Raw genomic sequence first — 25,349 nt, forward strand, 5'->3', positions numbered from 1 at the left:
AGCGGGGTTCCTTCAGGCTGATTCAGTGGGTTTCAGGAGACCGCGATGCAAACCAGGCTTTCGCCTCGGAGGGCAACGCGCGCCCTGTTGCGTGGGCGCGCGTCAGGACCTGCCAGAAGTGGCGGTAGCTCGCGCGGTCGTGCAATGTGCCATCAATTTGTGTCGGTGCCCAATCCGCGTCTGCGGCTTTTGTAATGATTTTTGTGGCAATTTGAATCTGCGCCTCGTCGGGCGCGAAGGCCTCGAGGATCGGCCGGATCTGGTTCGGGTGGATGCTCCACATGCGCGTGTAGCCGAATTCGGTGGCCGCCTTGCGGGCCGCGGTGCGCATCGCATCCATGTCGTTGAACTCGGTGACCACGCAATGCGAAGGCACCTTGCCGTAGGCATGCGCGGCCGAGGCCAGTGCCAGCTTGGCACGCACGACCAGCGGGTGGCTGAACTGCCCCGCCGCGCCCATGCCGTCGGCGGGAATGGCGCCGGCATGCGCCGACACGAAATCCATCAGGCCGAAGCTCAGCGACTGCACGCGCGGATGCGCGGCAATTTCGAAGGCGTTGTGCACCGCCAGGGGCGATTCGATGAGCACGTGCAGCGGCAACGCGGCGGCATCGGCCGCGTCGAGCGCGGCAACAGCCTGACACACATCGGCCACGGATTCGACCTTGGGCACCATGAGGTGGCTCAGCCGATGGCCGGCGCGTCCGGTGATGGTGACCACGTCGCCGGCAAAGGCCGGGTGGTCGACCGGGTGCACGCGCACGCCGACGCGCATGCCGGGCTGGGCGGCCAGCGCAAGCTCGGTGACGAGCGCGGCATGCTCGGCCTCGCCGCCGACCGGGGCGCCGTCTTCGCAGTCGAGGGTGACGTCGAACACGCAGGCGCCGAACTCCTGCGCCATCTCGGCCTGCAGCGCGAGGCTCTTCTTCATGCGGGCTTCGACGCCGCTGTAGTGGTCGCACACCGGCAAGGTCACGGCGCCGGCCTGTGCGCCGAGCAGCACGTCCGCGGGATGGGCAGCGGCGGTCTTCGTCGTCATGCGTCTTTTTTCTTGTGCGCCACGATGAACATGCGCGGGAAGGCGAGCAGGCGCTTGCCGTCGGTGCGCACCGGGTAGGCCTCGCCCACCCGGCGTTCGTATTCGGCGAGGTAGCTCGCCTGCAGGTCGGGCGGCAGGCGGTCGACAAAGGGCTTCAGGCCCGTGCCGCGCACCCATTCGACGATGGCCGCAGCGTTGGCCATCGGGTGCTGGTAGATGGTGTGCCAGACATCGACATGGGCCGCACGCGCGGCCAAGAGGTCGTAGTAGCCGCCGAGCGGCAGCAGCAAGGTGCGCAGCTTGTCGGCGTCGCCGATGGGCTCGGCCCAGGGCGCTTCGGCCGCCACCGCGCGCATCAGGCGGTGCGTGGGCTCCTGGCGGTTGTCGGGCATCTGGACGGCGAGCACGCCGCCCGGGGCCAGCGCGTCGAACAGGCGGGGGATCAGCGTCTCGTGATCCGGCACCCATTGCAGGGACGCGTTGGCATAAATGAGATCGGGCGCTTCTGTTTCACGCGGCGCCCAGGTCGCGATGTCGCTCAACTCGAAGCGCGCCGCCGGCAGGCGCTCGCGCGCGCTGACCAGCATGGCTTCGGAGTTGTCGGTGCCCGTGACCTGCGCCGTCGGGAACCGATGTGCCAGCAGTTCGGTGGAATTGCCCGGTCCGCATCCGAGGTCGACCACGCGGGCGGCCTCGGCAAGCGGGACCCGCGCCAGGAGTTCCTGTGCGGGCCGGGTGCGCTCGTCCTCGTAGCGACGGTAGAGCGCGGGGTTCCAGTCGAGCATGCGGGCGGCTTGCTTGACTTACAGCAGGTGGGCGACGCCGGCGCGTTCGCCTTCGAGCTCTTCGAGCGTCTTGTTGATGCGTTCCTGGCTGAATGCGTCGATCTCGAGGCCTTCGACCAGCTTGTACTCACCGTTTTCGCAGGTGACCGGGAAGCCGAACATCACGTCCTTCGGAATGCCGTACTGGCCGTCCGACGGGATGCCCATCGTGACCCACTTGCCGTTGGTGCCCAGGGCCCAGTCGCGCATGTGGTCGATGGCGGCGTTGGCAGCCGAAGCCGCCGACGACAGGCCGCGTGCTTCGATGATGGCCGCACCGCGCTTGCCGACGGTCGGCAGGAAGGTGTTGGCGTTCCATTCCTGGTCGTTGATCATCTTGGCGACGCTTTCGCCGTTGATGGTCGCAAAGCGGTAGTCGGCGTACATCGTGGGCGAGTGGTTGCCCCAGACGGTGAGCTTCTCGATGTCGGCCACGGCCTTGCCGGTCTTGGCGGCGATCTGGCTGGCAGCGCGGTTGTGGTCCAGGCGCAGCATGGCGGTGAAGTTCTTGCGCGGCAGGTCGGGTGCCGACTTCATGGCGATGTAGGCGTTGGTGTTGGCGGGGTTGCCGACGACCAGCACCTTCACGTTGCGCGAAGCGACAGCGTTCAGTGCCTTGCCCTGTGCCGTGAAGATGGCGCCGTTGACGGCCAGCAGCTCGGCACGTTCCATGCCGGGGCCGCGGGGGCGCGAACCGACCAGCAGGGCGTAGTCGACGTCCTTGAAGGCGGTCATCGGGTCGCCGTGGGCTTCCATGCCGGCCAGCAGCGGGAAGGCGCAGTCGTCGAGCTCCATCATCACGCCCTTGAGCGCCTTCTGGGCCTTCTCGTCGGGGATTTCGAGCAGTTGCAGGATGACCGGCTGGTCTTTGCCGAGCATTTCGCCGGAAGCGATACGGAACAACAGGGCGTAACCGATTTGACCGGCGGCACCGGTAACGGCAACGCGGACAGGCTTTTTGCTCATGGGAAGACTCCAGAAGGTGGTGAAACGGGTTAGCGCTCTCGTGGGGCGCCGCGGTCCAGCGGGGGGAAGCTTTCCCGCGGCGCGGGACCGGGCCGCATTTTAAGCCGATTCGACAAAGGCCGTCTTATGTCTTATATAAGATATCCTCTGGGGGTCCGCCACGGCGCACCCCACCGCTGCCATGAACACGCCCTCCACCCTCGACGAGCCCACGACGCCGTCCTTCAGTCCGCTCTACCAGCAGATCAAGACCCTGATCCTGCAGAGCCTGCAGGCCGGCGAGTGGAAGCCGGGCGAACCCATCCCCAGTGAGATGGATCTGGCCGTGCGCTACCGCGTGAGCCAGGGCACGGTGCGCAAGGCGATCGACGAGCTGGCGGCCGAAAACCTGGTGGTGCGCCGCCAGGGCAAGGGCACCTTCGTGGCCACGCATGCCGAGCAGCATGTGCAGTACCGTTTTCTCAAGCTGGTGCCCGACGCCGGCAGCCCGAGCGCCGAAGGTCCAGCCGAGCGCACCATCGTCGACTGCAAGCGCCTGCGCGCCTCGGCCGACGTGGCGCGCGCGCTGAGCCTGCGCACCGGCGACGCCGTGCTGCAGGTGCGCCGCGTGCTCGCCTATGGCGGCGTGCCGACCATCCTCGAAGATCTCTGGCTGCCCGGCACGCCCTTCAAGGGACTCACGGCCGACCGGCTGCGCGCCTGGCCCGGCCCGATGTACGCGATGTTCGAGACCGAGTTCGGCGTACGCATGGTGCGCGCCGAAGAAAAGATCCGCGCCGTGCTGCCCGATGCCGAACAGGCGCAGCTGCTCGACGTGCCGCTGCAGATGCCGCTGTTGAGCGTGGAGCGCGTGGCGCACACGTACCACGACATGCCGATGGAACTGCGCCGCGGCCTGTACCGCACCGACACCCACCACTACCGCAACCAGCTGGGCTGATCCGATGGCGCCGAAGAACCTCGCCCGCGCGGGCACAAACGCGCACACTCAGCCCGCGCAACGCAGCCTCGAGCCCCGAGCATCCGACTGCCGCAGTGCGTTGACTCCTGCGCGTCCGATGCGCGATGGTGCATTGCAATAGAATTTTGCGTTGTTTGCATTCCGCAGAAGAAACAAAAGCGTTCGCTCTCAGAACAAGCCAACAAGTCACAAAGCCACGAAAGCCATCTCCCTATGACAGAGCTTGCAACTCCCCCCCGGCCGCCGCGTCGCGAATTCCGGAACATCAACGCCTTCACCGATCTCACGACCTACCGGCTGCCGCCGGCCGGCATCGTGTCGATCCTGCACCGCGTGAGCGGCGTGATCATGTTCCTGCTGATGCCCTTCATCATCTGGATGTTCGACACCTCGCTGTCATCTGACTATTCGTTCGCGAAATTCAAGGCCGCGTTCAACACCGGCATCGGCTTTGCCCCGGGGTGGTTCTTCAAGCTCGTCGCTCTGGCGCTCATCTGGGCCTACCTGCACCACTTCATCGCCGGCCTGCGCCATCTCTGGATGGACGTGAGCCACTCCGCCGTGACCAAGGAGTTCGGTCACAGCTCGGCCATGTTCACGCTGGGCGCAAGCATCATCCTCACGCTGGCGCTCGGCGCCAAGCTGTTCGGCCTGTACTGAGAAGGAGCCAACCATGTCTGTGAATTACGGCTCCAAGCGCATCGTCGTCGGCGCGCACTACGGTCTGCGCGACTGGCTCAGCCAGCGCATCACCGGCGCCCTGATGGCGCTGTTCACGATCATCCTGCTCGCACAGCTGATCTTCTCGCGCGGCCCCATCGGTTACGACCTGTGGGCCGGCATCTTCGCCGCACAGTGGATGAAGGTCCTGACCTTCTCCGTGATCGTTGCCCTGCTCTATCACGTGTGGGTCGGCATGCGCGACGTGTGGATGGACTACGTCCAGCCTGTCGCCATCCGTCTCGTGCTGCAAGTTTTCACCATCGTCTGGCTTGTCGGTTGTGCGGGTTGGGCCATTCAAGTGCTTTGGAAGATCTGACCCACCATGACCTACACAAAAGAAAACATCACCAAGCGCAAGTTCGACGTCGTGATCGTCGGTGCCGGCGGCTCCGGCATGCGCGCCTCGCTGCAACTCGCCCGTGCCGGCCTCAACGTGGCCGTGCTCTCCAAGGTGTTTCCGACCCGTTCGCACACCGTCGCTGCCCAGGGCGGCGTGGGCGCCTCGCTCGGCAACATGAGCGAAGACAACTGGCACTACCACTTCTACGACACGATCAAGGGTTCCGACTGGCTCGGCGACCAGGACGCGATCGAGTTCATGTGCCGTGAAGCACCGAAGGTCGTGTACGAGCTCGAGCACTTCGGCATGCCCTTCGACCGCAACCCCGACGGCACGATCTACCAGCGTCCGTTCGGCGGCCACACCGCCAACTACGGCGAAAAGGCCGTGCAACGCGCCTGCGCCGCGGCCGACCGCACCGGCCACGCGATGCTGCACACGCTCTACCAGAAGAACGTGGAAGCCCGCACCCAGTTCTTCGTCGAATGGATGGCGCTCGACCTCATCCGTGACGACGAAGGCGACGTGGTCGGCGTCACGGCCCTCGAAATGGAAACCGGCGACCTGCACATCCTGCAGGCCAAGACCGTGCTGCTGGCCACCGGCGGCGCAGGCCGAATCTTCGGTGCGTCCACCAACGCGTTCATCAACACCGGCGACGGCCTGGGCATGGCCGCACGTTCGGGCATCCCGCTGCAGGACATGGAGTTCTGGCAGTTCCACCCCACCGGCGTGGCCGGCGCGGGCGTGCTGCTGACCGAAGGCTGCCGCGGCGAAGGCGCCATCCTGCTGAACAGCAACGGCGAACGCTTCATGGAGCGCTATGCGCCCACCCTGAAGGACCTGGCCCCGCGCGACTTCGTCTCGCGCTCGATGGACCAGGAAATCAAGGAAGGCCGTGGCTGTGGTCCCAACAAGGACTACATCCACATGAAGCTGGATCACCTGGGCGCCGACACCATCCACAAGCGGTTGCCGTCGGTCTACGAGATCGGCATCAACTTCGCCAACGTCGACGTCACCAAGGAACCGATTCCCGTGGTGCCCACCATCCACTACCAGATGGGCGGCATCCCGACGAACATCAACGGCCAGGTCGTCATCCAGAAGGGTGAAGACAACAGCGCCGTGGTGAACGGCCTGTACGCGGTGGGCGAATGCTCCTGCGTGAGCGTGCACGGCGCCAACCGCCTGGGCACCAACTCGCTGCTCGACCTGCTGGTGTTCGGCCGCGCGGCCGGCAACCACATCGTCGAGTTCAACGACAAGCTCAAGGAACACAAGGAACTGCCCAAGGATGCGGCCGACCGCACCCTGCAGCGCCTGAACGAGCTCGAAGCCTCCACCGGCGGCGAGTACGCCCAGGACGTGGCCGGCGAGATCCGCGCCGTCATGCAGCAGCATGCCGCCGTGTTCCGCAAGCAGGCCTCGATGGACGAAGGCGTGGTCAAGATCGCCGCCGTGCGCGAGCGCGTCAAGTCGATCGGCCTGAAGGACAAGTCCAAGGTGTTCAACACCGCCCGCATCGAAGCGCTGGAAGTCGACAACCTGATCGAAGTGGCGCAGGCCACCATGGTCTCGGCCGCCGCCCGCAAGGAATGCCGCGGCGCCCACACGGTGGAAGACTACGAGCGTCCCGCGGACGACCCGGTCGCACCGCTGGGCCGCGACGACGCCAACTGGATGAAGCACACGCTCTGGTACAGCGCGGACAACCGCCTCTCGTACAAGCCCGTCAAGCTGCAGCCGCTGACGGTGGCATCCGTGCCGCCCAAGGTCCGCACGTTCTAAGAATATTTACAAGGTCCATACGATGAAGCGCACATTCCAGATCTACCGCTACGACCCGGACAAGGACGCCAAGCCCTACATGCAGACGGTCGAGGTCGAACTCGACGGCCATGAACGCATGCTGCTGGACGCCCTGATGAAGCTCAAGGCGCAGGATCCCACGCTGTCGTTCCGCCGCTCGTGCCGCGAAGGCGTCTGCGGCTCCGACGCGATGAACATCAACGGCAAGAACGGTCTGGCCTGCCTGACCAACATGAACACGCTCAAGGGCACCGTCGTGCTCAAGCCGCTGCCGGGCCTGCCCGTCATCCGCGACCTGATCGTCGACATGACCCAGTTCTTCAAGCAGTACAACTCGATCAAGCCGTACCTGCAGAACGACACCGTGCCGCCCGAGAAGGAGCGCCTGCAGTCGCCCGAAGAGCGTGAAGAGCTCGACGGCCTGTACGAGTGCATCCTGTGCGCGAGCTGCTCCACGAGCTGCCCGAGCTTCTGGTGGAACCCCGACAAGTTCGTCGGCCCGGCCGGCCTGCTGCAGGCCTACCGCTTCATCGCCGACAGCCGCGACGAAGCCACCGCCGAGCGCCTGGACAACCTGGAAGACCCGTACCGCCTGTTCCGCTGCCACACGATCATGAACTGCGTCGACGTGTGCCCGAAGAGCCTGAACCCGACCAAGGCGATCGGCAAGATCAAGGAACTGATGGTGCGTCGCGCCATCTGACGGTTTTTCCGAGAAACCTTACTTATGTCGACCCCCGCCAACGCCCCCGATACGCTGCTCGGCGAACGCGCGCTGAGCAAGCTCAAGTGGCGTTGCCGGCGCGGCCTGCTGGAGAACGACCTGTTCATCGCCCGCTTCTTCGAGCGGCACGAATCCCACATGACCGTCGGTCAAGCGGGAGCGATGGAGACATTGATGGACCTGTCGGACAACGACCTCCTCGACCTGCTGCTGTGCAGAAAGGAGCCCGAGCCCGCATGGGCCGGGGCCGAGGTGGTCGCATTGCTGCAGCTGATGCGTACCGACGGCGCTCAGCGTCCTGCCATTTTTTCTCCTTCGTCCTGAATCCACCTCTGAAAGTAAACCGAAATGAAAGCATCCGATACCAAGGCCACGCTGTCGTTCAGCAATGGCGGCGACAACGTCGAACTGCCGATCTACAAGGGCACCATCGGGCCCGACGTGATCGACATCCGCAAGCTGTATGCACAGACCGGCATGTTCACGTACGACCCGGGCTTCATGTCGACCGCCGCCTGCCAGTCGGCCATCACCTACATCGACGGTGACAAGGGCGAGCTGCTGTACCGCGGCTACCCCATCGAGCAGCTCGCGACCAACTGCGACTTCATGGAAACCTGCCACCTGCTGCTGTACGGCGAGCTGCCGGACGCAGGCAAGAAGGCCAGCTTCACCAAGCTCGTGACGAACCACACGATGGTCAACGAGCAGATGCAGTTCTTCCTGCGCGGCTTCCGCCGTGATGCCCACCCGATGGCCATCATGACCGGCCTCGTGGGCGCCCTGTCGGCCTTCTATCACGACAGCACGGACATCAACAATCCCGAGCACCGCGAGATCGCCGCGATCCGCCTGATCGCGAAGATGCCCACGCTCGTGGCCATGGCCTACAAGTACACCGTCGGCCAGCCGTACATGTACCCGAAGAACGAACTCAGCTATGCAGGCAACTTCCTGCACATGATGTTCGCCACGCCGTGCGAAGAGTACAAGGTGAACCCAGTGCTCGAGCGCGCGCTCGACCGCATCTTCATCCTGCACGCCGACCACGAGCAGAACGCCTCGACCTCGACCGTGCGCCTGTGCGGCTCGTCGGGCACGAACCCCTTCGCAGCCATCGCGGCCGGCGTGGCCTGCCTGTGGGGCCCGGCCCACGGCGGCGCCAACGAAGCGGCGCTGAACATGCTGTACGACATCCAGCGCGAAGGCGGCGTGGAAAAGATCGGCGAGTTCATCAAGAAGGTCAAGGACAAGAACTCGAACGTCAAGCTGATGGGCTTCGGCCATCGCGTGTACAAGAACTACGACCCGCGCGCCAAGCTGATGCAGGAAACCTGCAACGAAGTGCTGACCGAGCTGGGCCTGGAAAACGACCCGCTGTTCAAGCTCGCCAAGGAACTCGAGAAGATCGCCCTGGAAGACGAGTACTTCGTGTCGCGCAAGCTCTACCCGAACGTCGACTTCTACTCGGGCATCGTGCAGCGCGCCATCGGCATCCCCGTGCCGCTGTTCACCGCGATCTTCGCGCTGGCCCGCACCGTCGGCTGGATCGCCCAGCTGAACGAAATGATCGGCGACCCCGAGTACAAGATCGGCCGCCCGCGCCAGCTGTTCGAAGGCTCGCCCAAGCGTGACGTGAAGCCGATCTCGGCCCGCTGATCGACCGGCTGCGGAACCTCCGCCCCCTGAAAAAGCTGCCTCCGGGCAGCTTTTTTATTGCCCGTTCGGCATGCCCCTCCTCGCCAGCCGGCAGCGAGGTCATCGCGCATCGCGATGGCAAGGGCTTCAAAACAGGAAGAAAATAGCCAACTCATCGCCAAACGCGATGCCCAAGCCCCATGAGCACGTCCGAACGCAACTTTGCCCGCCGCATCGACCTCACGTCGCTGCAGCTGTTCGTGGCCGTGTGCGAGCTGGGCAGCATCGGGCGCGCCGCGGAGCGCGAGTTCATTGCGGCCTCGGCCGTGAGCAAGCGGCTGTCCGACCTGGAGGCCACGCTCGGCACCGCCCTGCTCTACCGCCATGCGCGCGGCGTCGACCTCACGCCGGCCGGCGAAAGCCTGCTGCACCACGCCCGCTCGGTGCTCTACAGCCTCGAGAAGATGCAGGGCGAGCTCAGCGAATACGCCGACGGCGTGCGCGGGCACGTGCGGGTGCACGCCAACATCTCGGCCATCGTGCAGTTCCTGCCGGAAGACCTGGGCGTGTTCTCGCGTGCGCACGAAGCCATCAAGATCGACCTCGAGGAGCACCTGAGCAGCGAAGTGATCCGCGCGGTGCAGGAAGGCGCGGCCGACCTGGGCGTGTGCCACGTGGCCGGCGGCGCGGGCGAGCTGCAGAGCCTTTCCTACCGGCACGACCGCCTCGCGCTGATCGTTCCCGAGGGGCACGCACTGGCCGCGCACGAAGCGATCGATTTCGTCGACTCGCTGGCCTTCGACCACGTGGGCCTGCACACCAACAGCTCGATCTACGTGGCGATGCACGAAGCGGCGCTGAGCGCCGGCCGCAGCGTGAAGCTGCGCATCCACGTCACGGGCCTGGACGCCATGTGCCGGATGATCGACAACGGCCTGGGCATCGGCGTGATGCCGCAGCGCGCCTTCGAACTCATGCACAACGGCATCGGCCGCGGCCTCGTGAGCGTGACGCTCAACGACGCCTGGGCGGCGCGCGAGATCCGCCTGGTCGCGCGCGACTTCTCCACCCTGCCGGTGGCGGCGCGCACGCTGGTGAACCACCTGCACGCGGCGGCCGATTCGGCCGACGCCACCGAACGACTCGCGGCCTAGACCGCGTCGACAGACAATCCATTTCCCCACGAAAGACAAGAGACCGACATGGCACGCACGCTCTACGACAAGATCTGGGACGAACACGTCGTCCACACCGAGGAAGACGGCACCGCGATCCTCTACATCGACCGCCACCTGGTGCACGAAGTGACCAGCCCGCAGGCCTTCGAAGGCCTGCGCGAAGCCGGCCGCAAGCTGTGGCGCATCAGCTCGGTGGTGGCCACCGCCGACCACAACACGCCGACCACCGGCTGGGAGCGCGGCTACGAAGGCATTGCCGACCCGACCAGCAAGGAACAGGTCACCACGCTGGACCACAACATCGCCGAGTTCGGCGCCGCCGCGTTCTTCCCGTTCCTGAGCAAGCGCCAGGGCATCGTGCACGTGATCGGCCCGGAAAGCGGCGCGACGCTGCCGGGCATGACGGTGGTCTGCGGCGACTCGCACACCTCCACGCACGGCGCGTTCGGCGCGCTGGCGCACGGCATCGGCACCAGCGAGGTCGAGCACGTGATGGCCACGCAGACGCTGCTGGGCAAGAAGGCCAAGAACATGCTCGTGAAGGTCGAAGGCAAGCTGCCGCTGGGCTGCACCGCCAAGGACATCGTGCTGGCCATCATCGGCAAGATCGGCACCGCCGGCGGCACGGGCTACACGATCGAATTTGCCGGCTCGGCGATTCGCGACCTGAGCATGGAAGGCCGCATGACGGTCTGCAACATGGCCATCGAGGCCGGCGCGCGTGCCGGGCTGGTGGCGGTCGACGAGAAGACCATCAGCTATGTGAAGGGCCGCCCGCTCGCGCCCACCGGCGTCGAATGGGACCAGGCCGTGAGCTACTGGCGCACGCTGCAGTCCGACTCCGGCGCGACCTTCGACGCCGTGGTCGAGCTCGACGCCGCGCAGATCCCGCCGCAGGTCACCTGGGGCACCTCGCCCGAGATGGTGGTCGACATCAACGGCCGCGTGCCCGATCCCGATAAGGAAAAGGACGCCAGCAAGCGCAGCGCCATCGAGCGCGCGCTGGTCTACATGGGCCTGGAGCCCAACAAGGCCATGAACGACATCTTCATCGACAAGGTGTTCATCGGCTCGTGCACCAACAGCCGCATCGAGGACATGCGCGAAGCCGCGGCCGTGGTGAAGAAGCTCGGCCAGAAGGTCGCGAAGAACGTGAAGCTCGCGATGGTCGTGCCCGGCTCGGGCGTGGTGAAGGAACAGGCCGAGCGCGAAGGCCTGGACGTGATCTTCAAGGCCGCGGGCTTCGAATGGCGTGAGCCCGGCTGCTCGATGTGCCTGGCGATGAACGCCGACCGGCTCGAGCCCGGCGAGCGCTGCGCATCGACCAGCAACCGCAACTTCGAAGGCCGCCAAGGCGCCGGTGGCCGCACCCACCTCGTGAGCCCGGCGATGGCCGCCGCTGCCGCGGTGCACGGCCACTTCGTCGACGTGCGCACCTTCGCCTGATCTGGAGACATCACATGCAGAAATTCACCGTGCACAAGGGCCTCGTGGCCCCCATGGACCGCGAGAACGTCGACACCGACGCGATCATTCCCAAGCAGTTCCTCAAGTCGATCAAGAAGACCGGCTTCGGCGTGAACCTGTTCGACGAGTGGCGCTACCTGGACGCCGGCTTTCCGGGCCAGGACCCGGCCAGCCGCAAGCCGAACCCCGACTTCGTGCTGAACCAGCCGCGCTACGCGGGCGCTTCGGTGCTGCTGGCGCGCAAGAACTTCGGCTGCGGCTCGTCGCGCGAGCACGCGCCGTGGGCGCTCGACCAGTACGGCTTTCGCGCCATCATTGCGCCGAGCTACGCCGACATCTTCTTCAACAACAGCTTCAAGAACGGCCTGCTGCCGATCGTGCTGCCCGAGTCGCAGGTCTCGCAGCTGTTCGACGAGGCCTTTGCCTTCCCGGGCTACACGCTGACCATCGACCTGGAACGCCAGGTGGTGGTGAAGCCCGACGGCCAGGAGTTCGCGTTCGACGTGCAAGCCTTCCGCAAGTACTGCCTGATCAACGGGCTCGACGACATCGGCCTGACGCTGCGCCACAAGGACAAGATCAAGGCCTTCGAGACCGAGCGCCTGGCGCAGAAACCCTGGCTCGCGCACACGATGATCTCGTGATCGGCGGCCTTTCCGTTTTCAAGAAAAAACCTCAGACCAACTTATGAAAATCGCAGTTCTCCCGGGTGACGGCATCGGCACCGAAATCGTGGCGGAAGCCGTCAGGGTGCTCGAAGTCCTCGACCTGAAGTTCGAGATGGAATCGGCACTGGTCGGCGGTGCGGCCTACGAGGCGCACGGCCATCCGCTGCCCGAAGCGACGCTCAAGCTCGCCAAGGACGCCGATGCGGTGCTGTTCGGCGCCGTCGGCGACTGGAAGTACGACAAACTCGACCGCCCGCTGCGGCCCGAGCAGGCCATCCTGGGGCTGCGCAAGAACCTGGGCCTGTTCGCCAACTTCCGCCCGGCCATCTGCTACGAGCAGCTGGTGGGCGCCTCGAGCCTGAAGCCCGAACTGATCGCGGGCCTGGACATCCTCATCATCCGCGAGCTGACCGGCGACATCTACTTCGGCCAGCCGCGCGGACGCCGCATTGCCACCGACGGCCACTTCCCGGGCGCTGAAGAAGCCTTCGACACGATGCGCTACTCGCGCCCCGAGGTCGAACGCATCGCCCGCGTCGCCTTCGAGGCGGCCCGCAAGCGCAGCAAGCGCGTGACCAGCGTGGACAAGGCCAACGTGCTGGAGACCTTCCAATTCTGGAAGGACATCGTGACCGAGGTCGGCAAGGAGTACCCGGACGTCGAACTCGACCACATGTACGTCGACAACGCGGCCATGCAGCTCGTGAAGGCGCCCAAGAAGTTCGACGTGGTGGTCACCGGCAACATGTTCGGCGACATCCTCTCGGACGAGGCCGCGATGCTCACCGGCTCCATCGGCATGCTGCCCTCGGCCTCGCTCAATGCGAGCAACCAGGGCCTGTACGAGCCCAGCCACGGCAGCGCGCCCGACATTGCTGGCAAAGGGGTTGCCAATCCTTTGGCTACAATCCTGTCCGCTGCCATGATGCTCCGCTTCTCCCTCAACCAGCCCGAAGCTGCCGACCGTATCGAGTCGGCGGTCAAGCACGTGCTCGCCTCCGGGCTGCGCACGGGCGACATCTGGTCCGAAGGCACGAAGCGCGTCGGCACCCGCGAAATGGGCGACGCGGTCGTAGCAGCCATCACCAAAAAGACGATTACCGGCTAACCGCAGCCCGCTTCGTCACGCCCTCCCCCGGCCGACGAGTCGGGGGCAAAAAAGACTGATTTTTTCTTTCTTCACTAAGGGCAAACTGAAATGGCGAACGCATCCAAGCAACCTCTGGTCGGCCTCGTGGGCTGGCGCGGCATGGTCGGCTCGGTCCTCATGGACCGCATGCAGGCCGAAGGCGACTTCGGCCTCATCGAGCCGGTCTTCTTCTCGACCTCGAACGCGGGCGGCAAGGCCCCGGCGATGGCCAAGAACGAAACCACGCTCAAGGATGCGAACGACATCGAGGCACTGAAGAAGTGCGACATCGTCATCACCTGCCAGGGCGGCGACTACACCAGCGAGGTCTTCCCCAAGCTGCGCGCCGCCGGCTGGAACGGCCACTGGATCGACGCGGCCTCCACGCTGCGCATGAACGATGACGCGATCATCGTGCTCGACCCCGTCAACCTGCCCGTGATCCAGAACGCGCTCGCCAAGGGCGGCAAGAACTGGGTCGGCGGCAACTGCACCGTCAGCTGCATGCTCATGGGCGTGGGCGCCCTCTACAAGGCCGGCCTGGTCGAGTGGATGACCAGCATGACCTACCAGGCGGCCTCGGGCGGCGGCGCGCAGCACATGCGCGAGCTGCTGACCCAGTTCGGCACCCTGAACGCCGAAGTGCGCGCCCTGCTCGACGACCCGAAGTCGGCCATCCTCGAGATCGACCGCAAGGTACTGCACAAGCAGCAGAACCTGAGCGCCTCCGAAATCGCCAACTTCGGCGCCCCGCTGGGCGGCTCGCTGATCCCCTGGATCGACAAGGACCTGGGCGACGGCATGTCCAAGGAAGAGTGGAAGGGCGGCGCCGAGACCAACAAGATCCTCGGCCAGGGCGCGGGCTTCGGCACCGCCGCCACGCCGGTGGACGGCTTCTGCGTGCGCATCGGCGCGATGCGCTGCCACAGCCAGGCCCTGACCTTCAAGCTCAAGAAGGACGTGCCGGTGGCCGACATCGAAGCGATGATCGCCGCCGACAACCCCTGGGCCAAGGTCGTGCCGAACACGCGCGAAGCCACCGTGAAGGACCTGACGCCGGTGGCCGTGACCGGCACCATGGACATCCCGGTCGGCCGCATCCGCAAGCTGGCGATGGGCCCCGAGTACGTCGGCGCCTTCACCATCGGCGACCAGCTGCTGTGGGGCGCGGCCGAACCGCTGCGCCGCATGCTGCGCATCCTGCTCGAAGCCTGATGCGGGCAGCTCAGGGCCTTGAAATACAAAAATGTTGCCAAAAGGCAACACAGGATGTCATCGGAAGTATGCGCGCACTGGGTAGATCAGGCGCATTGCCTTGTCAGTGCATGTTGATGATGCTAACGTCCTCTTACAAATTCAGGGCCTGAGCCGCCCCTATCAGCATGACAAGACATCTGTTGCCCGCGGCCCGCCCTTCGGCCGCCCGCCCCGCCCTGCCGTCGAATGGCTGGCGCCTTTCCATCCTGGGTGCCGCTGCGGCCCTGACGCTGGGACTGGCCAGCGCCGACGCCAGCGCCTTCGCGCTGGGACCGCTGCGGGTGCAGTCGGCACTGGGCGAACCGCTGCGCGCCGAGATCGATGTCACTGAAATGGCCGCCAACGAGGCGGAAGGCCTGAAGATCAACATCGCCACGGCCGAAGCCTTCAAGAACGCAGGCATCCCGTACAACGCGGCCCTGGGCGATGTGAAAGCCACGCTGCAACGCCGCGCCGGCGGCCAGTACGTGGTGCGCCTGGCCGGCAACCGCCCGCTCAACGACCCCTTCATCGACCTGCTGCTCGAAGCCAACGGCGCCTCGGGCCGCATCGTGCGCGACTACACCGTGCTGCTCGATCCGCCGGCCACGCGCCAGGCGGCAGCCGCGCCGGTCGCGCCCATCGCACCGCAGATCGCCACGCCGGTCGAGCGCCCCGCGCCCGCCCCGCGCGTGCGCCGCGAACCCGCGCCTGCAGTCGCTGCAACGCCCGCACCCGCTGCGGCTGCGCCGGCCCCTGCGGCCGCACCGGCTCCTGCGCCAGCACGTGCCGCCGTCGCCGCGCCCAGTGGCGGCAGTGGCGAGCAAGTCACAACGCGCCGTGGCGACACCGCCGGCAAGATCGCCTCCGCTCACAAGCCCGCCGACGTCTCGCTCGACCAGATGCTGGTCGCGCTGCTGAACGCCAACCCCGACGCCTTCGTCGGCGGCAACGTCAACCGGATGAAGGCCGGTGCCGTGCTCGACCTGCCGAACGCTGCCGCAGCGAGCGCCGTTCCGGCCGCCGACGCACGCCGCACGATCACCGCGCAAAGCCGCGACTTCGGCAGCTACCGCCAGCGCCTCGCCGAAAACGCCCCGACCACCAACGTGGCCGCCGCGAGCCGCCAGGCCTCGGGCAAGCTGCAGGCCAGCGTGGAAGACCGCAATGCCGCCGCCAGCGCCCCCGACAAGCTCACGGTGTCGCAAGGCAACGCCGCCGCGCGCGCCGCCGACGAAAAGGTCGCCCAAGCCCGCCAGGCGCAGGACAGCAGCAACCGCGTCGCGGAGCTCACGAAGAACATCAACGAGTTGAACAAGCTCAAGGCCGGTACCGGCACGGGCACCGGCTCGTCCGCTGCGGCCGCCGCGCCTGCAGCGCCGGCCACCACGCCCGGCATCGCCGTTCCCGCACCGCTGACCGGTGCCACGACGCCGACGCCAGCGGTCGCGGCCGCTCCTGCGCCCGCCGCGGCCCCTGCCGCCGCAGCCCCCGCACCGGCAACGCCGGCGCCTGCAGCCGCGCCAGTGGCTGCTGCAACGCCTCCCGTTGCTGCAGCCTCCGCTGCAGCTACTGCAGCCGCACCGTCCACCACCGACGCAGCCGCACTTCCCGTGGCAGCCGCAGCCAGCGCTGCAGCCGCCGCCGCGCCTGTCGTCGCGCCCAAGCCCGTGGTCAAGGCGGCACCGCCGCCGCCCCCGCCGGAGCGCAGCTTCCTCGACGAGTTGCTCGACAACCCGCTGATGCTTGCCGGCGCAGCGCTGATCGCGCTGCTGGTCGGCTTCCTGCTGTACCGCGTGCTGGGCCGCCGCCGCGAGGAAATGAGCGAAAGCGTGTTCCTCGAGAGCCGCATTCCCAAGGACTCGTTCTTCGGCGCCAGCGGTGGCGAATCGGTCGACACCAAGAACCGCGGCGATTCCACCGTGTCGTCGCTGTCGTACTCGCCGAGCCAGCTCGACGCGGGCGATGTCGACCCGGTCGCCGAAGCCGACGTCTACCTCGCCTACGGCCGCGACCTGCAGGCCGAGGAAATCCTGCGTGAAGCGCTGCGCCTGAACCCGGACCGCACCGCCATCCATCTGAAGCTGCTCGAAATCCACGCCAAGCGCCGCGACGTGCGCGCCTTCGACGGCCTGGCCACCGAAGTGCACAAGCTGACCAACGGCGCGGGCTCCGAATGGAACCGCGTGGTCGACATGGGCAAGGACCTCGATCCGGGCAACCCGCTGTACGAATCGGGCACGGGCACCGCGCGAGGCGCCAGCCAGGCCGAAACCGCCGCATTCGCCGGCGCGCTGGCCGCCGCCGCCAAGCCGGCTGCCGCAGTCGCACCCGCCGTCGTGGCACCGCCGCCCCCGGCCGCACCGCCCGTGGCGTCGGCCCCGCCGGCCTTCATGCCCTCGGTCGCGCCGCTGGACTTCGACCTCGACCTGACCCAGCCACCCGCACCGGCGCCCGCCCCCGTGGGTGCCAGCCTGCCGAAGTCGGTCTACGCGCCGACGGCCGCACCGGCCCCGCTGAGCAACGGCCACGCCGCGGCACCGGTCGACCTTGAAAACGATTTCGACACGGCCCCCGGCGCGCTGACGGCCCACACCCGCCCCTCGTCGCTGAACGACGCGGAGCACAACACCCGCCCGGCCATGCTGCGCGACACGCTGCCCGCCGATTCGGGCTTCATCGAGTTCGACATGAGCGCCCTCGCCGGCCTGCCGGCCCGCTCTGCCGCCGCCGAAGCACCGCGCTCCGCGGCCGTGGCCACCTCGCCGTCCGCCCTGGACGACGACGGCGACGACAACCCGCACGCCGTGAAGCTCTCGCTGGCCCGCGAACTGCAGGCCATCGGCGACGTCGAAGGCGCGCGCTCGCTGGTCGAGGAAGTCGAAGCCGAAAGCGCCGGCGACCTCAAGTCGCAAGCCAAGCAGCTGCTCGCCGAACTGCGCTGAGCCGGTTGCCGACTGCCCTTCTGATCGCTTCGTGAGGCTGGCACTCGGCATCCGCTACAACGGCCAGGCATACGAGGGCTGGCAGAGCCAGCGCTCGGGCCGCACGGTGCAGGACAAGCTCGAAGCCGCCCTCGCGAAGTTCGCCGGCCTGCCCGCCGGCAGCCGGGTCAGCACGCTGTGCGCCGGCCGCACCGACGCCGGTGTGCACGGGCTGATGCAGGTGGTGCACTTCGACACCGACATCGAACGCGATCCGTTCTCCTGGATGCGCGGCACCAACCGCTACCTGCCCGACGACATCGCGGTGCAGTGGGCGCACCCGGTGCCCGACGAATTCCATTGCCGCGCCAGTGCCCTGGCGCGTCGCTACGTCTACGTGCTCTCGCAGTCGCCCGTGCGGCCCAGCCTCGATGCGGGCCGGGTCGGCTGGTCGATGTACCCGCTCGACGGCGATGCGATGCGCGCCGCGGCGGCCCTGCTGGTCGGCCGGCACGATTTCAGCTCGTTCCGCGCTTCGGCCTGCCAGGCCCTCTCGCCGGTCAAGGACCTGCGGCGCCTCGAGATCACCCGCGTGGGCGATGGCGAACGCTGCCGCTGGCACTTCGAGTTCGAGGCCGACGCCTTCCTGCACCACATGATCCGCAACCTGATGGGCAGCCTCGTGCGCATCGGCCGCGGCGACGAGCGGCCCGAATGGATCACCGAGGTGCTCGAGGCGCGCAGCCGCAAGGTGGCCGCGCCCACCTTCTCCGCCGACGGCCTGTACTTCCTCGGCCCGTTGTACGACGCCAAGTGGGGTCTGCCGGCCGAGGCCACGTTCCAGGGCGAGCGGGCTTCGTATGATGGCCCGCCATGACATCCCCTGCTCCTCTCGCCCCACGCACGCGCATCAAGATCTGTGGCCTCACGCGTGAGGCCGACGTGGACGCGGCGGTCGAGGCTGGCGCCGACGCGATCGGTTTCGTGCTCTACCCGAAGAGCCCGCGCGCCGTGACCGCCGAGCGCGCCGCCGAACTGGCCTCGCGCCTGCCGCCCTTCATCACGCCGGTGCTGCTGTTCGTGAACGCGGACGCTCCCGAGGTCCTGGCCTCCCTGGCCCGCGTGAAAGGCGCCATCGCGCAGTTCCACGGGGAAGAAACGCCCGAACAGTGCGAGGAAGCCACCGGTCCGGGGCGCTTTCGTTACATGCGTGCCGCCCGGATTCCGCTGGGGGCTGCCGGGGCCGGCTTCGACCTCGTAAAATACGCGTCCGATTACTCCCGCGCCCAGGCCATCCTGCTCGACGCCCATGTCGAAGGTTATGGCGGAGGCGGCAAGGCTTTCGATTGGTCACTTCTTCCACCCGCCGTCGACGCTCACCTCGTCTTGAGTGGTGGGCTCACACCTGCAAACGTGAGCGATGGCATTCACAGCCTGCGGACGCGCTGCAAGACGCTGTCCGTTGATGTGAGCTCGGGCGTCGAAATCGACGGTCCCGGGCACAAGGGCCTCAAGGACGCCGGAAAGATCCGGGCATTCGTCGCCGCCGTGAGAGCCGCAGATGCGGCGCACACTGTCAAAGCCTCGGCTGCCGACGCTTCGTCCTTCTCCAGTTAGCCGCCGCACCCGATCGCATTCGGGCTGCGGCCCATCGATCGAGAACCATGCAAAGCCAATTCCAGGACTACCAGCAACCCGACGCCAGCGGCCACTTCGGCCCCTACGGCGGCACCTTCGCGAGCGAGACGCTCACTCACGCGATCAACGAGCTGCGCGACGCGTATGCGAAGTTCAAGGACGACCCGGCCTTCCTGGCCGAGTTCCACTACGAGCTGAAGCACTTCGTCGGCCGCCCCTCGCCGATCTACCACGCCGCGCGCACCAGCCGCGAAATGGGCGGCGCGCAGATCTACCTGAAGCGCGAAGACCTGAACCACACCGGCGCCCACAAGATCAACAACGTGATCGGCCAGGCGATGCTCGCGCGCCGCATGGGCAAGCCCCGCGTGATCGCCGAGACCGGCGCCGGCCAGCACGGCGTGGCCACGGCCACCATCTGCGCGCGCTACGGCCTTGAGTGCGTGGTCTACATGGGCAGCCAGGACGTGAAGCGCCAGAGCCCCAACGTCTACCGCATGAACCTGCTGGGCGCGACCGTCGTGCCCGTCGAGTCGGGCAGCAAGACGCTGAAGGACGCGCTCAACGAGGCCATGCGCGACTGGGTCACCAACGTCGAAAACACCTTCTACATCATCGGCACGGTGGCGGGCCCGCACCCCTACCCGACCATGGTGCGCGACTTCCAGAGCGTGATCGGCACCGAGTGCATCGACCAGATGCCCGCCATGCTGGCGGCCGACGGCATCACCGGTGAAGCCGAGGGCAAGCAGCCCGACGTGGTGGTCGCCTGCGTGGGCGGAGGCAGCAACGCGATCGGCATCTTCCATCCCTACATTCCGTTCGCGGGCACGCGCCTCATCGGCGTGGAAGCGGCCGGCGAAGGCCTGGACAGCGGCAAGCACGCCGCCTCGATCCTGCGCGGCAGCCCCGGCGTGCTGCACGGCAACCGCACCTACCTGCTGCAGAACGACGACGGCCAGATCACCGAGACGCACAGCATCAGCGCCGGCCTCGACTACCCGGGCGTGGGCCCCGAGCACGCCTACCTGGCCGACATCGGCCGCGCCGAGTACGTCGGCATCACTGACGTCGAGGCGCTCGAAGCCTTCCACTACCTGTGCCGCACGGAGGGCATCATTCCCGCGCTCGAATCCAGCCACGCCCTGGCCTACGCCCTGAAGCTCGCCAAGACCATGCGCCCCGACCAGTCGATCCTCGTGAACCTCTCGGGCCGCGGCGACAAGGACATCGGCACCGTCGCCGACCTGTCGGGTGTCGACTTCTACGACCGCCCCTCGATGCGCGGTCTGAGCGTGAAGGGAGGCAAGTGATGAGCCGCATTGCCGCCAAGTTCCAGGCCCTGCAAACGCAAGGCCGTCGCGCGCTGATTCCTTACGTCACCGCCGGTTTCCCCTTCGCCGACATCACGCCCGAGCTCATGCACGGCATGGTCGAGGCGGGTGCCGACGTGATCGAGCTGGGCGTGCCCTTCTCCGACCCGATGGCCGACGGCCCCGTGATCCAGAAGGCCGGCGAGGCCGCGCTGGCGCTGGGCGTCGGCATGAAGCAGGTGCTCGCCATGGTGGCCGCCTTCCGCACGAAGGACACGACCACGCCGGTCGTGCTCATGGGCTACGCCAACCCGGTCGAGCGCTACGACCTCGTGCACGGCAAGAAGACCTTCATCCGCGACGCGGCCGCGGCCGGCGTCGATGGCCTGCTGGTCGTCGACTACCCGCCCGAGGAGTGCGAGGACTTCGCCGCCGACCTGAAAGCCGCCGGCATCGACCTGATCTTCCTGCTGGCCCCCACCAGCACCGCCGAGCGCATGGCGCAGGTGGCGCGCATCGCGAGCGGCTACGTGTACTACGTGTCGCTCAAGGGTGTGACCGGCGCTGGCCACCTCGACACCGAGGCGGTCGGGCGCATGATCCCGCGCATCCGCGAGCACGTGAGCATCCCCGTCGGCGTGGGCTTCGGCATCCGCGACGCGCGCACGGCGCAGGCCATCGGCTCGGCGGCGGACGCCGTGGTCATCGGCACCAAGATCATTCAACTCATCGAAGACCAGCCCCGCGAAAACGTGGTGCCCACGGTGCGCGAATTCCTGGCCGGCATCCGCGAGGCGCTCGACGCCCTGCCGGCCGCCACGGCCAAGAACGCGGCTGGTCGATAATCACTGCCCTCACAAGGAGCCCCCATGAGCTGGCTTGAAAAACTGCTACCCGCCAAGATCGCACAAACCGACCCGTCCGAGCGCCGCCAGGTGCCCGAGGGCCTGTGGATCAAATGCCCGGCCTGCGAGACCGTTCTGTACAAGACCGACCTCGAGCACAACCAGAACGTCTGCCCGAGTTGCAGCCACCACCACCGCATCGGCGCCCGCGCACGCCTGGATGCCTTCCTGGACGCCGAAGGCCGCTACGAAGTCGGCCAGGAAGTGCTGCCGGTCGATGCCCTGAAGTTCAAGGACAGCCGCAAGTACCCCGAGCGCCTGAAGGAAGCCCTTGAAAACACCGGCGAGACCGACGCACTGGTCGTGCTGGGCGGCTCCGTCCACAGCATCAGCGTGGTCGTGGCCTGCTTCGAGTTCGAGTTCATGGGCGGCTCCATGGGCAGCGTGGTCGGCGAGCGCTTCGTGCGCGGCGTCGAGACCGCCATCGAGCAGAAGGTGCCCTTCATCTGCTTCACCGCCACCGGTGGCGCGCGCATGCAGGAAGGCCTGCTCTCGCTCATGCAGATGGCCAAGACCAACGCCGCGCTCACGCGCCTGGCGAAGAAGGGCCTGCCCTACATCAGCGTGCTGACCGACCCGACCATGGGCGGCGTGAGCGCCGGCTTCGCCTTCGTGGGCGACGTGGTGATCGCCGAGCCCAAGGCGCTGATCGGCTTTGCCGGCCCGCGCGTGATCGAATCGACCGTGCGCGTGACCCTGCCCGAAGGCTTCCAGCGCGCCGAGTTCCTGCAGACCAAGGGCGCGATCGACTTCATCAGCGACCGCCGCGAACTGCGCAAGACCATCGCCAGCACGCTGGCCATGCTGCTGCGCCAGCCGGCCGACGCGGTGCTCTGACCTTCACCGTAGCTCAGGCTTCGGCCTGAACGCCCGCACGCCGAAAGGCGGTGCGGGCGTTTTGCTGTCTGGGGTACCCCGACGCGTCAGGCGCCGAGCCGGAACGCGAAGACCAGCAGGTTGCCCAGCACGATCGCCACCACCTGCAGCACCACGATGGCGGCCAGTGGTGACAGGTCGACGCCGCCGATCAGCGGAATGAAGCGGCGAAACGGCCGCACCAGCGGCTCGGCCAGTCGCGAGATCAGGTCGAGCAGCATAGGCGAAGCGCCGGGAATCCACGACAGCACCGCATACACCACCAGCAGCGCCGTCAGGCCCGACACCGCGAGCTGCAGCAGGCCGACCAGCGACACCAGCGGCAGCGCCGTGATCCGCGCCAGGCTGCCGGCCAGCAGCCACAGCACCAGGAACTTGAGCATCACCAGCAGCCAGGCCGCGATCAGGCTCGCGAGGTCCCAGCGCTTCACCGCGGGCACGATGCGCCGCAGCGGCAGCACGATCCAGTCGGTGATGGCGAACACGAAGCGCCCCAGCGGATTGCCGAAGGGCACGCGGTGGTATTGCATGTACAGGCGCAGCAGGCAGGCGCCGCCGAGCAGGCCGACGATCACGTCGAGAAGAAACGAAGGAATCTGATAGAGCATGGGGCGCAGCCGTGAGCGGAATGCGATGATAGCCACGCAAGGTTCTTCGATGACGACACAACCCCTTTTGCATTCACTGCCATTGTTCCCGCTCGGCACGGTTCTCTTCCCCGGCGGCCTGCTGCCCTTGCGCATCTTCGAGGTCCGCTACCTCGACATGATCGGCAAGTGCCGCAAGGCCGGTGCCCCCTTCGGCGTGGTCAGCCTGACGAGCGGCGCCGAGGTGCGCAAGGCCGGTGCCGAAGCCGAGAGCTTTGCCGCCGTCGGCACGCTCGCCGACATCCGCACGTTCGACGCGCCGCAAAGCGGCCTGCTGCAGATCGAATGCGTCGGCACGCAGCGCTTTCGCGTGCGCAGCAGCGAGCTGCAGAAACACGGCCTGTGGGTCGCGGAGGTCGAGGCCATTGCCGACGACGTCGCGCTCGACATCCCCGACGACCTGCGCCACACCGCCACCGCGCTGCGCCGCCTGATCGACACCCTCGAAGAGCGCCGCCACGCGCAGGGCGACACCGTGCGCCTGCCGATCGGCGCGCCCTATCGCCTCGACGACTGCGGGTGGGTGGCCAACCGCTGGTGCGAGCTGGTGCCGATGCAGGTCGAGCTGAAGCAGCGGCTGATGGAACTCGACAGCCCGCTGATGCGGCTGGAGCTGGTGAGCGACCTGCTGGCACGCACCGGCATCACTGAATAGTTTGCTTCTTTTTTTATAGCGTCTTGTGCAGGATTGACGGGCGCTCAGGGGCGGTTTGATTCGAAAGCGATCGGCTAAAATGCCGGGCTCGCGCACGCTCCGGTTGCGCCTCATCCGCTCCTCATGTCCGATCACCTCACCCCTCCCATTCCCGCGCCCGCTGCAGCCTCCTCCTCTGCACCCGCCGTCGACGACAACCAGCTCATCGTCGAACGCCGCGAAAAGCTCAAGCTGCTGCGCACGGCGCAGACCGAAGGCAAGGGGGTCGCGTTCCCGAACGACTTCAAGCCCGGCCACCGCGCCGCGGCGCTGGTCGAGCAGCATGGCGGCACCGAGCCGGAAGCCCTGGAAGCGCAGGCCGTCGCCGTCAGCGTGGCCGGCCGCATGATGCTCAAGCGCGTGATGGGCAAGGCCAGCTTCGCGACCGTGCAGGACGCCACCGGCCGCATCCAGCTGTACGTGACGCGCGACGCCATCGGCGAAGAAGCGTACGCCGACTTCAAGCGCTGGGACCTCGGCGACATCCTCGGCGCCGAAGGCACGCTCATGAAGACCAAGACCGGCGAACTGTCGATCAAGGTCAGCCGCCTGCGCCTGCTCACCAAGAGCCTGCGTCCGCTGCCCGACAAGTTCCACGGCATGGCCGACCAGGAGCAGAAGTACCGCCAGCGCTATGTCGACCTGATCACCGACGAGTCGGCCCGCGTGCGCTTCACCGCGCGCAGCAAGGCCGTGAGCGCGCTGCGCGAGTTCATGGTGGCCAACGACTTCCTCGAAGTCGAGACGCCCATGCTGCACCCCATTCCGGGCGGCGCGAACGCCAAGCCGTTCAAGACGCACCACAACGCGCTCGACCAGGAAATGTTCCTGCGCATCGCGCCCGAGCTGTACTTGAAGCGCCTGATCGTCGGCGGCTTCGAGCGCGTGTTCGAGATCAACCGGAGCTACCGCAACGAGGGCATCTCGGTGCGGCACAACCCCGAGTTCACGATGATGGAGTTCTACGCGGCCTACTGGAACTACCGCGACCTGATGGACTTCACCGAGACGCTGATCCGCACCATCGCCGACAAGGCCGTGGGCACGCAGCAGCTCACCTACGGCGGCAAGGCCGTCGACCTGACGCAGCCCTTCGAGCGCCTGACGATCCGCGAAGCGATCCTCAAGCACACCGATGCCGGTGATGGCGTGGACGACACCGCCTGGCTCATCAACGCCCTGCGCAAGCTCGGCCTGAGCGAAGAAAAGGACAAGCTCTCGCAGCGCAGCCTCGCCAGCCTGCAGGTCATGTACTTCGAGGAGACCGTGGAAGAGAAGCTCTGGCAGCCGACCTTCATCATGGAGCACCCGACCGAGATCTCGCCGCTGGCACGCGCCAACGACGAGCGCCCCGAGGTCACCGAGCGCTTCGAGCTGTACATCACGGGCCGCGAATTCGGCAACGGCTTCAGCGAGCTGAACGACGCCGAAGACCAGGCCGCGCGCTTCAACGCACAGGTGGCCGCCAAGGACAGCGGCGACGACGAAGCCATGTTCTACGACCACGACTTCGTGCGCGCCCTCGAATACGGCATGCCGCCCACCGGCGGCTGCGGCATCGGCATCGACCGCCTGATGATGCTGCTGACCGATTCGCCGAGCATCCGCGACGTGATCCTGTTCCCGGCGCTGCGCAGGGAATCTTGA

24 protein-coding genes are annotated in these 25,349 nt (G+C 67.0%); 20 read left to right on the forward strand and 4 right to left on the reverse strand.

Features of this window, described 5'->3' with window-relative positions; translation table 11 throughout:
• Positions 1 to 22: 22 nt before the first annotated feature.
• The 3 genes from AC57B8_RS00595 to AC57B8_RS00605 are packed head-to-tail and all read right to left on the reverse strand — an operon-like array spanning position 23 to position 2,829.
• Complete coding sequence (locus tag AC57B8_RS00595; protein WP_496478332.1) at positions 23 to 1,039, reverse strand: HpcH/HpaI aldolase/citrate lyase family protein; 1,017 nt, start codon at positions 1,037 to 1,039, stop codon at positions 23 to 25.
• Positions 1,036 to 1,824 carry a trans-aconitate 2-methyltransferase gene (gene tam / locus AC57B8_RS00600; RefSeq protein ID WP_159273218.1) on the reverse strand — a complete coding sequence of 263 codons (789 nt, stop codon included), beginning with the start codon at positions 1,822 to 1,824 and terminating at the stop codon, positions 1,036 to 1,038. Before tam ends, AC57B8_RS00595 begins: the two co-directional genes overlap by 4 nt.
• 18 nt (positions 1,825 to 1,842) lie before the next feature.
• Entirely contained in the window at positions 1,843 to 2,829 is a 987-nt protein-coding gene (locus tag AC57B8_RS00605; RefSeq protein ID WP_496478333.1) for a malate dehydrogenase, read from the reverse strand.
• Between the two features lie 181 nt (positions 2,830 to 3,010).
• Between AC57B8_RS00605 and AC57B8_RS00610 the strand changes: the two genes are divergently transcribed.
• The 18 genes from AC57B8_RS00610 to accD all read left to right on the forward strand — a co-directional run bounded on the left by AC57B8_RS00610 (position 3,011) and on the right by accD (position 22,322).
• Positions 3,011 to 3,769, forward strand: a complete 759-nt coding sequence (locus AC57B8_RS00610) for a GntR family transcriptional regulator (protein ID WP_307637446.1) — start codon at positions 3,011 to 3,013, stop codon at positions 3,767 to 3,769.
• 234 nt (positions 3,770 to 4,003) lie between these two features.
• Entirely contained in the window at positions 4,004 to 4,450 is a 447-nt protein-coding gene (gene sdhC, locus AC57B8_RS00615) for a succinate dehydrogenase, cytochrome b556 subunit (protein ID WP_095949550.1), read from the forward strand.
• 13 nt (positions 4,451 to 4,463) lie between these two features.
• Entirely contained in the window at positions 4,464 to 4,829 is a 366-nt protein-coding gene (sdhD, locus tag AC57B8_RS00620) for a succinate dehydrogenase, hydrophobic membrane anchor protein (RefSeq protein WP_062479708.1), read from the forward strand.
• A gap of 6 nt (positions 4,830 to 4,835) precedes the next feature.
• A complete protein-coding gene (sdhA, locus tag AC57B8_RS00625; RefSeq protein WP_056572028.1) occupies positions 4,836 to 6,644 on the forward strand; it encodes a succinate dehydrogenase flavoprotein subunit in 1,809 nt (602 codons plus the stop codon).
• A gap of 22 nt (positions 6,645 to 6,666) precedes the next feature.
• The gene (locus AC57B8_RS00630) at positions 6,667 to 7,368 is read left to right on the forward strand and encodes a succinate dehydrogenase iron-sulfur subunit (protein WP_062479706.1); all 702 of its coding nucleotides are present in this window, start codon (positions 6,667 to 6,669) and stop codon (positions 7,366 to 7,368) included.
• A gap of 24 nt (positions 7,369 to 7,392) precedes the next feature.
• The gene (locus tag AC57B8_RS00635) at positions 7,393 to 7,713 is read left to right on the forward strand and encodes an FAD assembly factor SdhE (protein ID WP_062479704.1); all 321 of its coding nucleotides are present in this window, start codon (positions 7,393 to 7,395) and stop codon (positions 7,711 to 7,713) included.
• A 24-nt stretch (positions 7,714 to 7,737) separates the two neighbouring features.
• The gene (gene gltA, locus AC57B8_RS00640; protein ID WP_062479703.1) at positions 7,738 to 9,048 is read left to right on the forward strand and encodes a citrate synthase; all 1,311 of its coding nucleotides are present in this window, start codon (positions 7,738 to 7,740) and stop codon (positions 9,046 to 9,048) included.
• A gap of 179 nt (positions 9,049 to 9,227) precedes the next feature.
• Positions 9,228 to 10,181 carry a LysR substrate-binding domain-containing protein gene (locus AC57B8_RS00645; RefSeq protein WP_496478334.1) on the forward strand — a complete coding sequence of 318 codons (954 nt, stop codon included), beginning with the start codon at positions 9,228 to 9,230 and terminating at the stop codon, positions 10,179 to 10,181.
• Between the two features lie 48 nt (positions 10,182 to 10,229).
• A complete protein-coding gene (gene leuC / locus AC57B8_RS00650; RefSeq protein ID WP_496478335.1) occupies positions 10,230 to 11,651 on the forward strand; it encodes a 3-isopropylmalate dehydratase large subunit in 1,422 nt (473 codons plus the stop codon).
• Positions 11,652 to 11,665: 14 nt separating this feature from the next.
• Positions 11,666 to 12,316: a 3-isopropylmalate dehydratase small subunit gene (gene leuD, locus AC57B8_RS00655; protein ID WP_062479700.1), complete on the forward strand. Its 651-nt coding sequence runs from the start codon at positions 11,666 to 11,668 to the stop codon at positions 12,314 to 12,316.
• Between the two features lie 43 nt (positions 12,317 to 12,359).
• Positions 12,360 to 13,448 carry a 3-isopropylmalate dehydrogenase gene (gene leuB / locus AC57B8_RS00660; RefSeq protein WP_159275653.1) on the forward strand — a complete coding sequence of 363 codons (1,089 nt, stop codon included), beginning with the start codon at positions 12,360 to 12,362 and terminating at the stop codon, positions 13,446 to 13,448.
• Between the two features lie 90 nt (positions 13,449 to 13,538).
• The gene (asd, locus tag AC57B8_RS00665) at positions 13,539 to 14,684 is read left to right on the forward strand and encodes an aspartate-semialdehyde dehydrogenase (RefSeq protein WP_062479697.1); all 1,146 of its coding nucleotides are present in this window, start codon (positions 13,539 to 13,541) and stop codon (positions 14,682 to 14,684) included.
• A 167-nt stretch (positions 14,685 to 14,851) separates the two neighbouring features.
• Complete coding sequence (locus AC57B8_RS00670; protein ID WP_496478336.1) at positions 14,852 to 17,650, forward strand: FimV/HubP family polar landmark protein; 2,799 nt, start codon at positions 14,852 to 14,854, stop codon at positions 17,648 to 17,650.
• Positions 17,651 to 17,681: 31 nt separating this feature from the next.
• Positions 17,682 to 18,506: a tRNA pseudouridine(38-40) synthase TruA gene (truA, locus tag AC57B8_RS00675; RefSeq protein ID WP_070062263.1), complete on the forward strand. Its 825-nt coding sequence runs from the start codon at positions 17,682 to 17,684 to the stop codon at positions 18,504 to 18,506.
• A complete protein-coding gene (locus tag AC57B8_RS00680; protein WP_496478337.1) occupies positions 18,503 to 19,246 on the forward strand; it encodes a phosphoribosylanthranilate isomerase in 744 nt (247 codons plus the stop codon). The genes truA and AC57B8_RS00680 overlap by 4 nt, the downstream gene beginning before the upstream one ends.
• Positions 19,247 to 19,293: 47 nt before the next feature.
• Complete coding sequence (gene trpB, locus AC57B8_RS00685) at positions 19,294 to 20,580, forward strand: tryptophan synthase subunit beta (RefSeq protein ID WP_496478338.1); 1,287 nt, start codon at positions 19,294 to 19,296, stop codon at positions 20,578 to 20,580.
• Entirely contained in the window at positions 20,580 to 21,425 is an 846-nt protein-coding gene (gene trpA / locus AC57B8_RS00690; protein ID WP_159273208.1) for a tryptophan synthase subunit alpha, read from the forward strand. The genes trpB and trpA overlap by 1 nt, the downstream gene beginning before the upstream one ends.
• 24 nt (positions 21,426 to 21,449) lie before the next feature.
• Complete coding sequence (accD, locus tag AC57B8_RS00695; protein WP_101493314.1) at positions 21,450 to 22,322, forward strand: acetyl-CoA carboxylase, carboxyltransferase subunit beta; 873 nt, start codon at positions 21,450 to 21,452, stop codon at positions 22,320 to 22,322.
• Between the two features lie 86 nt (positions 22,323 to 22,408).
• Here the strand turns inward: accD and AC57B8_RS00700 are convergent, their stop codons facing one another.
• A complete protein-coding gene (locus AC57B8_RS00700; RefSeq protein WP_056572059.1) occupies positions 22,409 to 22,969 on the reverse strand; it encodes a YggT family protein in 561 nt (186 codons plus the stop codon).
• Between the two features lie 49 nt (positions 22,970 to 23,018).
• Here AC57B8_RS00700 and AC57B8_RS00705 point away from each other — a divergent pair, with 49 nt between their 5' ends.
• Positions 23,019 to 23,663 carry an LON peptidase substrate-binding domain-containing protein gene (locus AC57B8_RS00705; protein ID WP_496478339.1) on the forward strand — a complete coding sequence of 215 codons (645 nt, stop codon included), beginning with the start codon at positions 23,019 to 23,021 and terminating at the stop codon, positions 23,661 to 23,663.
• A gap of 123 nt (positions 23,664 to 23,786) precedes the next feature.
• Entirely contained in the window at positions 23,787 to 25,349 is a 1,563-nt protein-coding gene (gene lysS / locus AC57B8_RS00710; protein WP_496478340.1) for a lysine--tRNA ligase, read from the forward strand.

Source organism: Variovorax sp. BGA-UO-ETr-C22 (assembly GCF_059567965.1).

Excerpts from the sequence above, each read along its gene's own strand:
- AC57B8_RS00595 (WP_496478332.1), bottom strand. The coding sequence starts at position 1,039 with ATGACGACGAAGACCGCCGCTGCCCATCCCGCGGACGTGCTGCTCGGC.
- tam (WP_159273218.1), bottom strand. The coding sequence starts at position 1,824 with ATGCTCGACTGGAACCCCGCGCTCTACCGTCGCTACGAGGACGAGCGC.
- AC57B8_RS00605 (WP_496478333.1), bottom strand. The coding sequence starts at position 2,829 with ATGAGCAAAAAGCCTGTCCGCGTTGCCGTTACCGGTGCCGCCGGTCAA.
- AC57B8_RS00610 (WP_307637446.1), top strand. The coding sequence starts at position 3,011 with ATGAACACGCCCTCCACCCTCGACGAGCCCACGACGCCGTCCTTCAGT.
- sdhC (WP_095949550.1), top strand. The coding sequence starts at position 4,004 with ATGACAGAGCTTGCAACTCCCCCCCGGCCGCCGCGTCGCGAATTCCGG.
- sdhD (WP_062479708.1), top strand. The coding sequence starts at position 4,464 with ATGTCTGTGAATTACGGCTCCAAGCGCATCGTCGTCGGCGCGCACTAC.
- sdhA (WP_056572028.1), top strand. The coding sequence starts at position 4,836 with ATGACCTACACAAAAGAAAACATCACCAAGCGCAAGTTCGACGTCGTG.
- AC57B8_RS00630 (WP_062479706.1), top strand. The coding sequence starts at position 6,667 with ATGAAGCGCACATTCCAGATCTACCGCTACGACCCGGACAAGGACGCC.
- AC57B8_RS00635 (WP_062479704.1), top strand. The coding sequence starts at position 7,393 with ATGTCGACCCCCGCCAACGCCCCCGATACGCTGCTCGGCGAACGCGCG.
- gltA (WP_062479703.1), top strand. The coding sequence starts at position 7,738 with ATGAAAGCATCCGATACCAAGGCCACGCTGTCGTTCAGCAATGGCGGC.
- AC57B8_RS00645 (WP_496478334.1), top strand. The coding sequence starts at position 9,228 with ATGAGCACGTCCGAACGCAACTTTGCCCGCCGCATCGACCTCACGTCG.
- leuC (WP_496478335.1), top strand. The coding sequence starts at position 10,230 with ATGGCACGCACGCTCTACGACAAGATCTGGGACGAACACGTCGTCCAC.
- leuD (WP_062479700.1), top strand. The coding sequence starts at position 11,666 with ATGCAGAAATTCACCGTGCACAAGGGCCTCGTGGCCCCCATGGACCGC.
- leuB (WP_159275653.1), top strand. The coding sequence starts at position 12,360 with ATGAAAATCGCAGTTCTCCCGGGTGACGGCATCGGCACCGAAATCGTG.
- asd (WP_062479697.1), top strand. The coding sequence starts at position 13,539 with ATGGCGAACGCATCCAAGCAACCTCTGGTCGGCCTCGTGGGCTGGCGC.
- AC57B8_RS00670 (WP_496478336.1), top strand. The coding sequence starts at position 14,852 with ATGACAAGACATCTGTTGCCCGCGGCCCGCCCTTCGGCCGCCCGCCCC.
- AC57B8_RS00680 (WP_496478337.1), top strand. The coding sequence starts at position 18,503 with ATGACATCCCCTGCTCCTCTCGCCCCACGCACGCGCATCAAGATCTGT.
- trpB (WP_496478338.1), top strand. The coding sequence starts at position 19,294 with ATGCAAAGCCAATTCCAGGACTACCAGCAACCCGACGCCAGCGGCCAC.
- trpA (WP_159273208.1), top strand. The coding sequence starts at position 20,580 with ATGAGCCGCATTGCCGCCAAGTTCCAGGCCCTGCAAACGCAAGGCCGT.
- accD (WP_101493314.1), top strand. The coding sequence starts at position 21,450 with ATGAGCTGGCTTGAAAAACTGCTACCCGCCAAGATCGCACAAACCGAC.
- AC57B8_RS00700 (WP_056572059.1), bottom strand. The coding sequence starts at position 22,969 with ATGCTCTATCAGATTCCTTCGTTTCTTCTCGACGTGATCGTCGGCCTG.
- AC57B8_RS00705 (WP_496478339.1), top strand. The coding sequence starts at position 23,019 with ATGACGACACAACCCCTTTTGCATTCACTGCCATTGTTCCCGCTCGGC.
- lysS (WP_496478340.1), top strand. The coding sequence starts at position 23,787 with ATGTCCGATCACCTCACCCCTCCCATTCCCGCGCCCGCTGCAGCCTCC.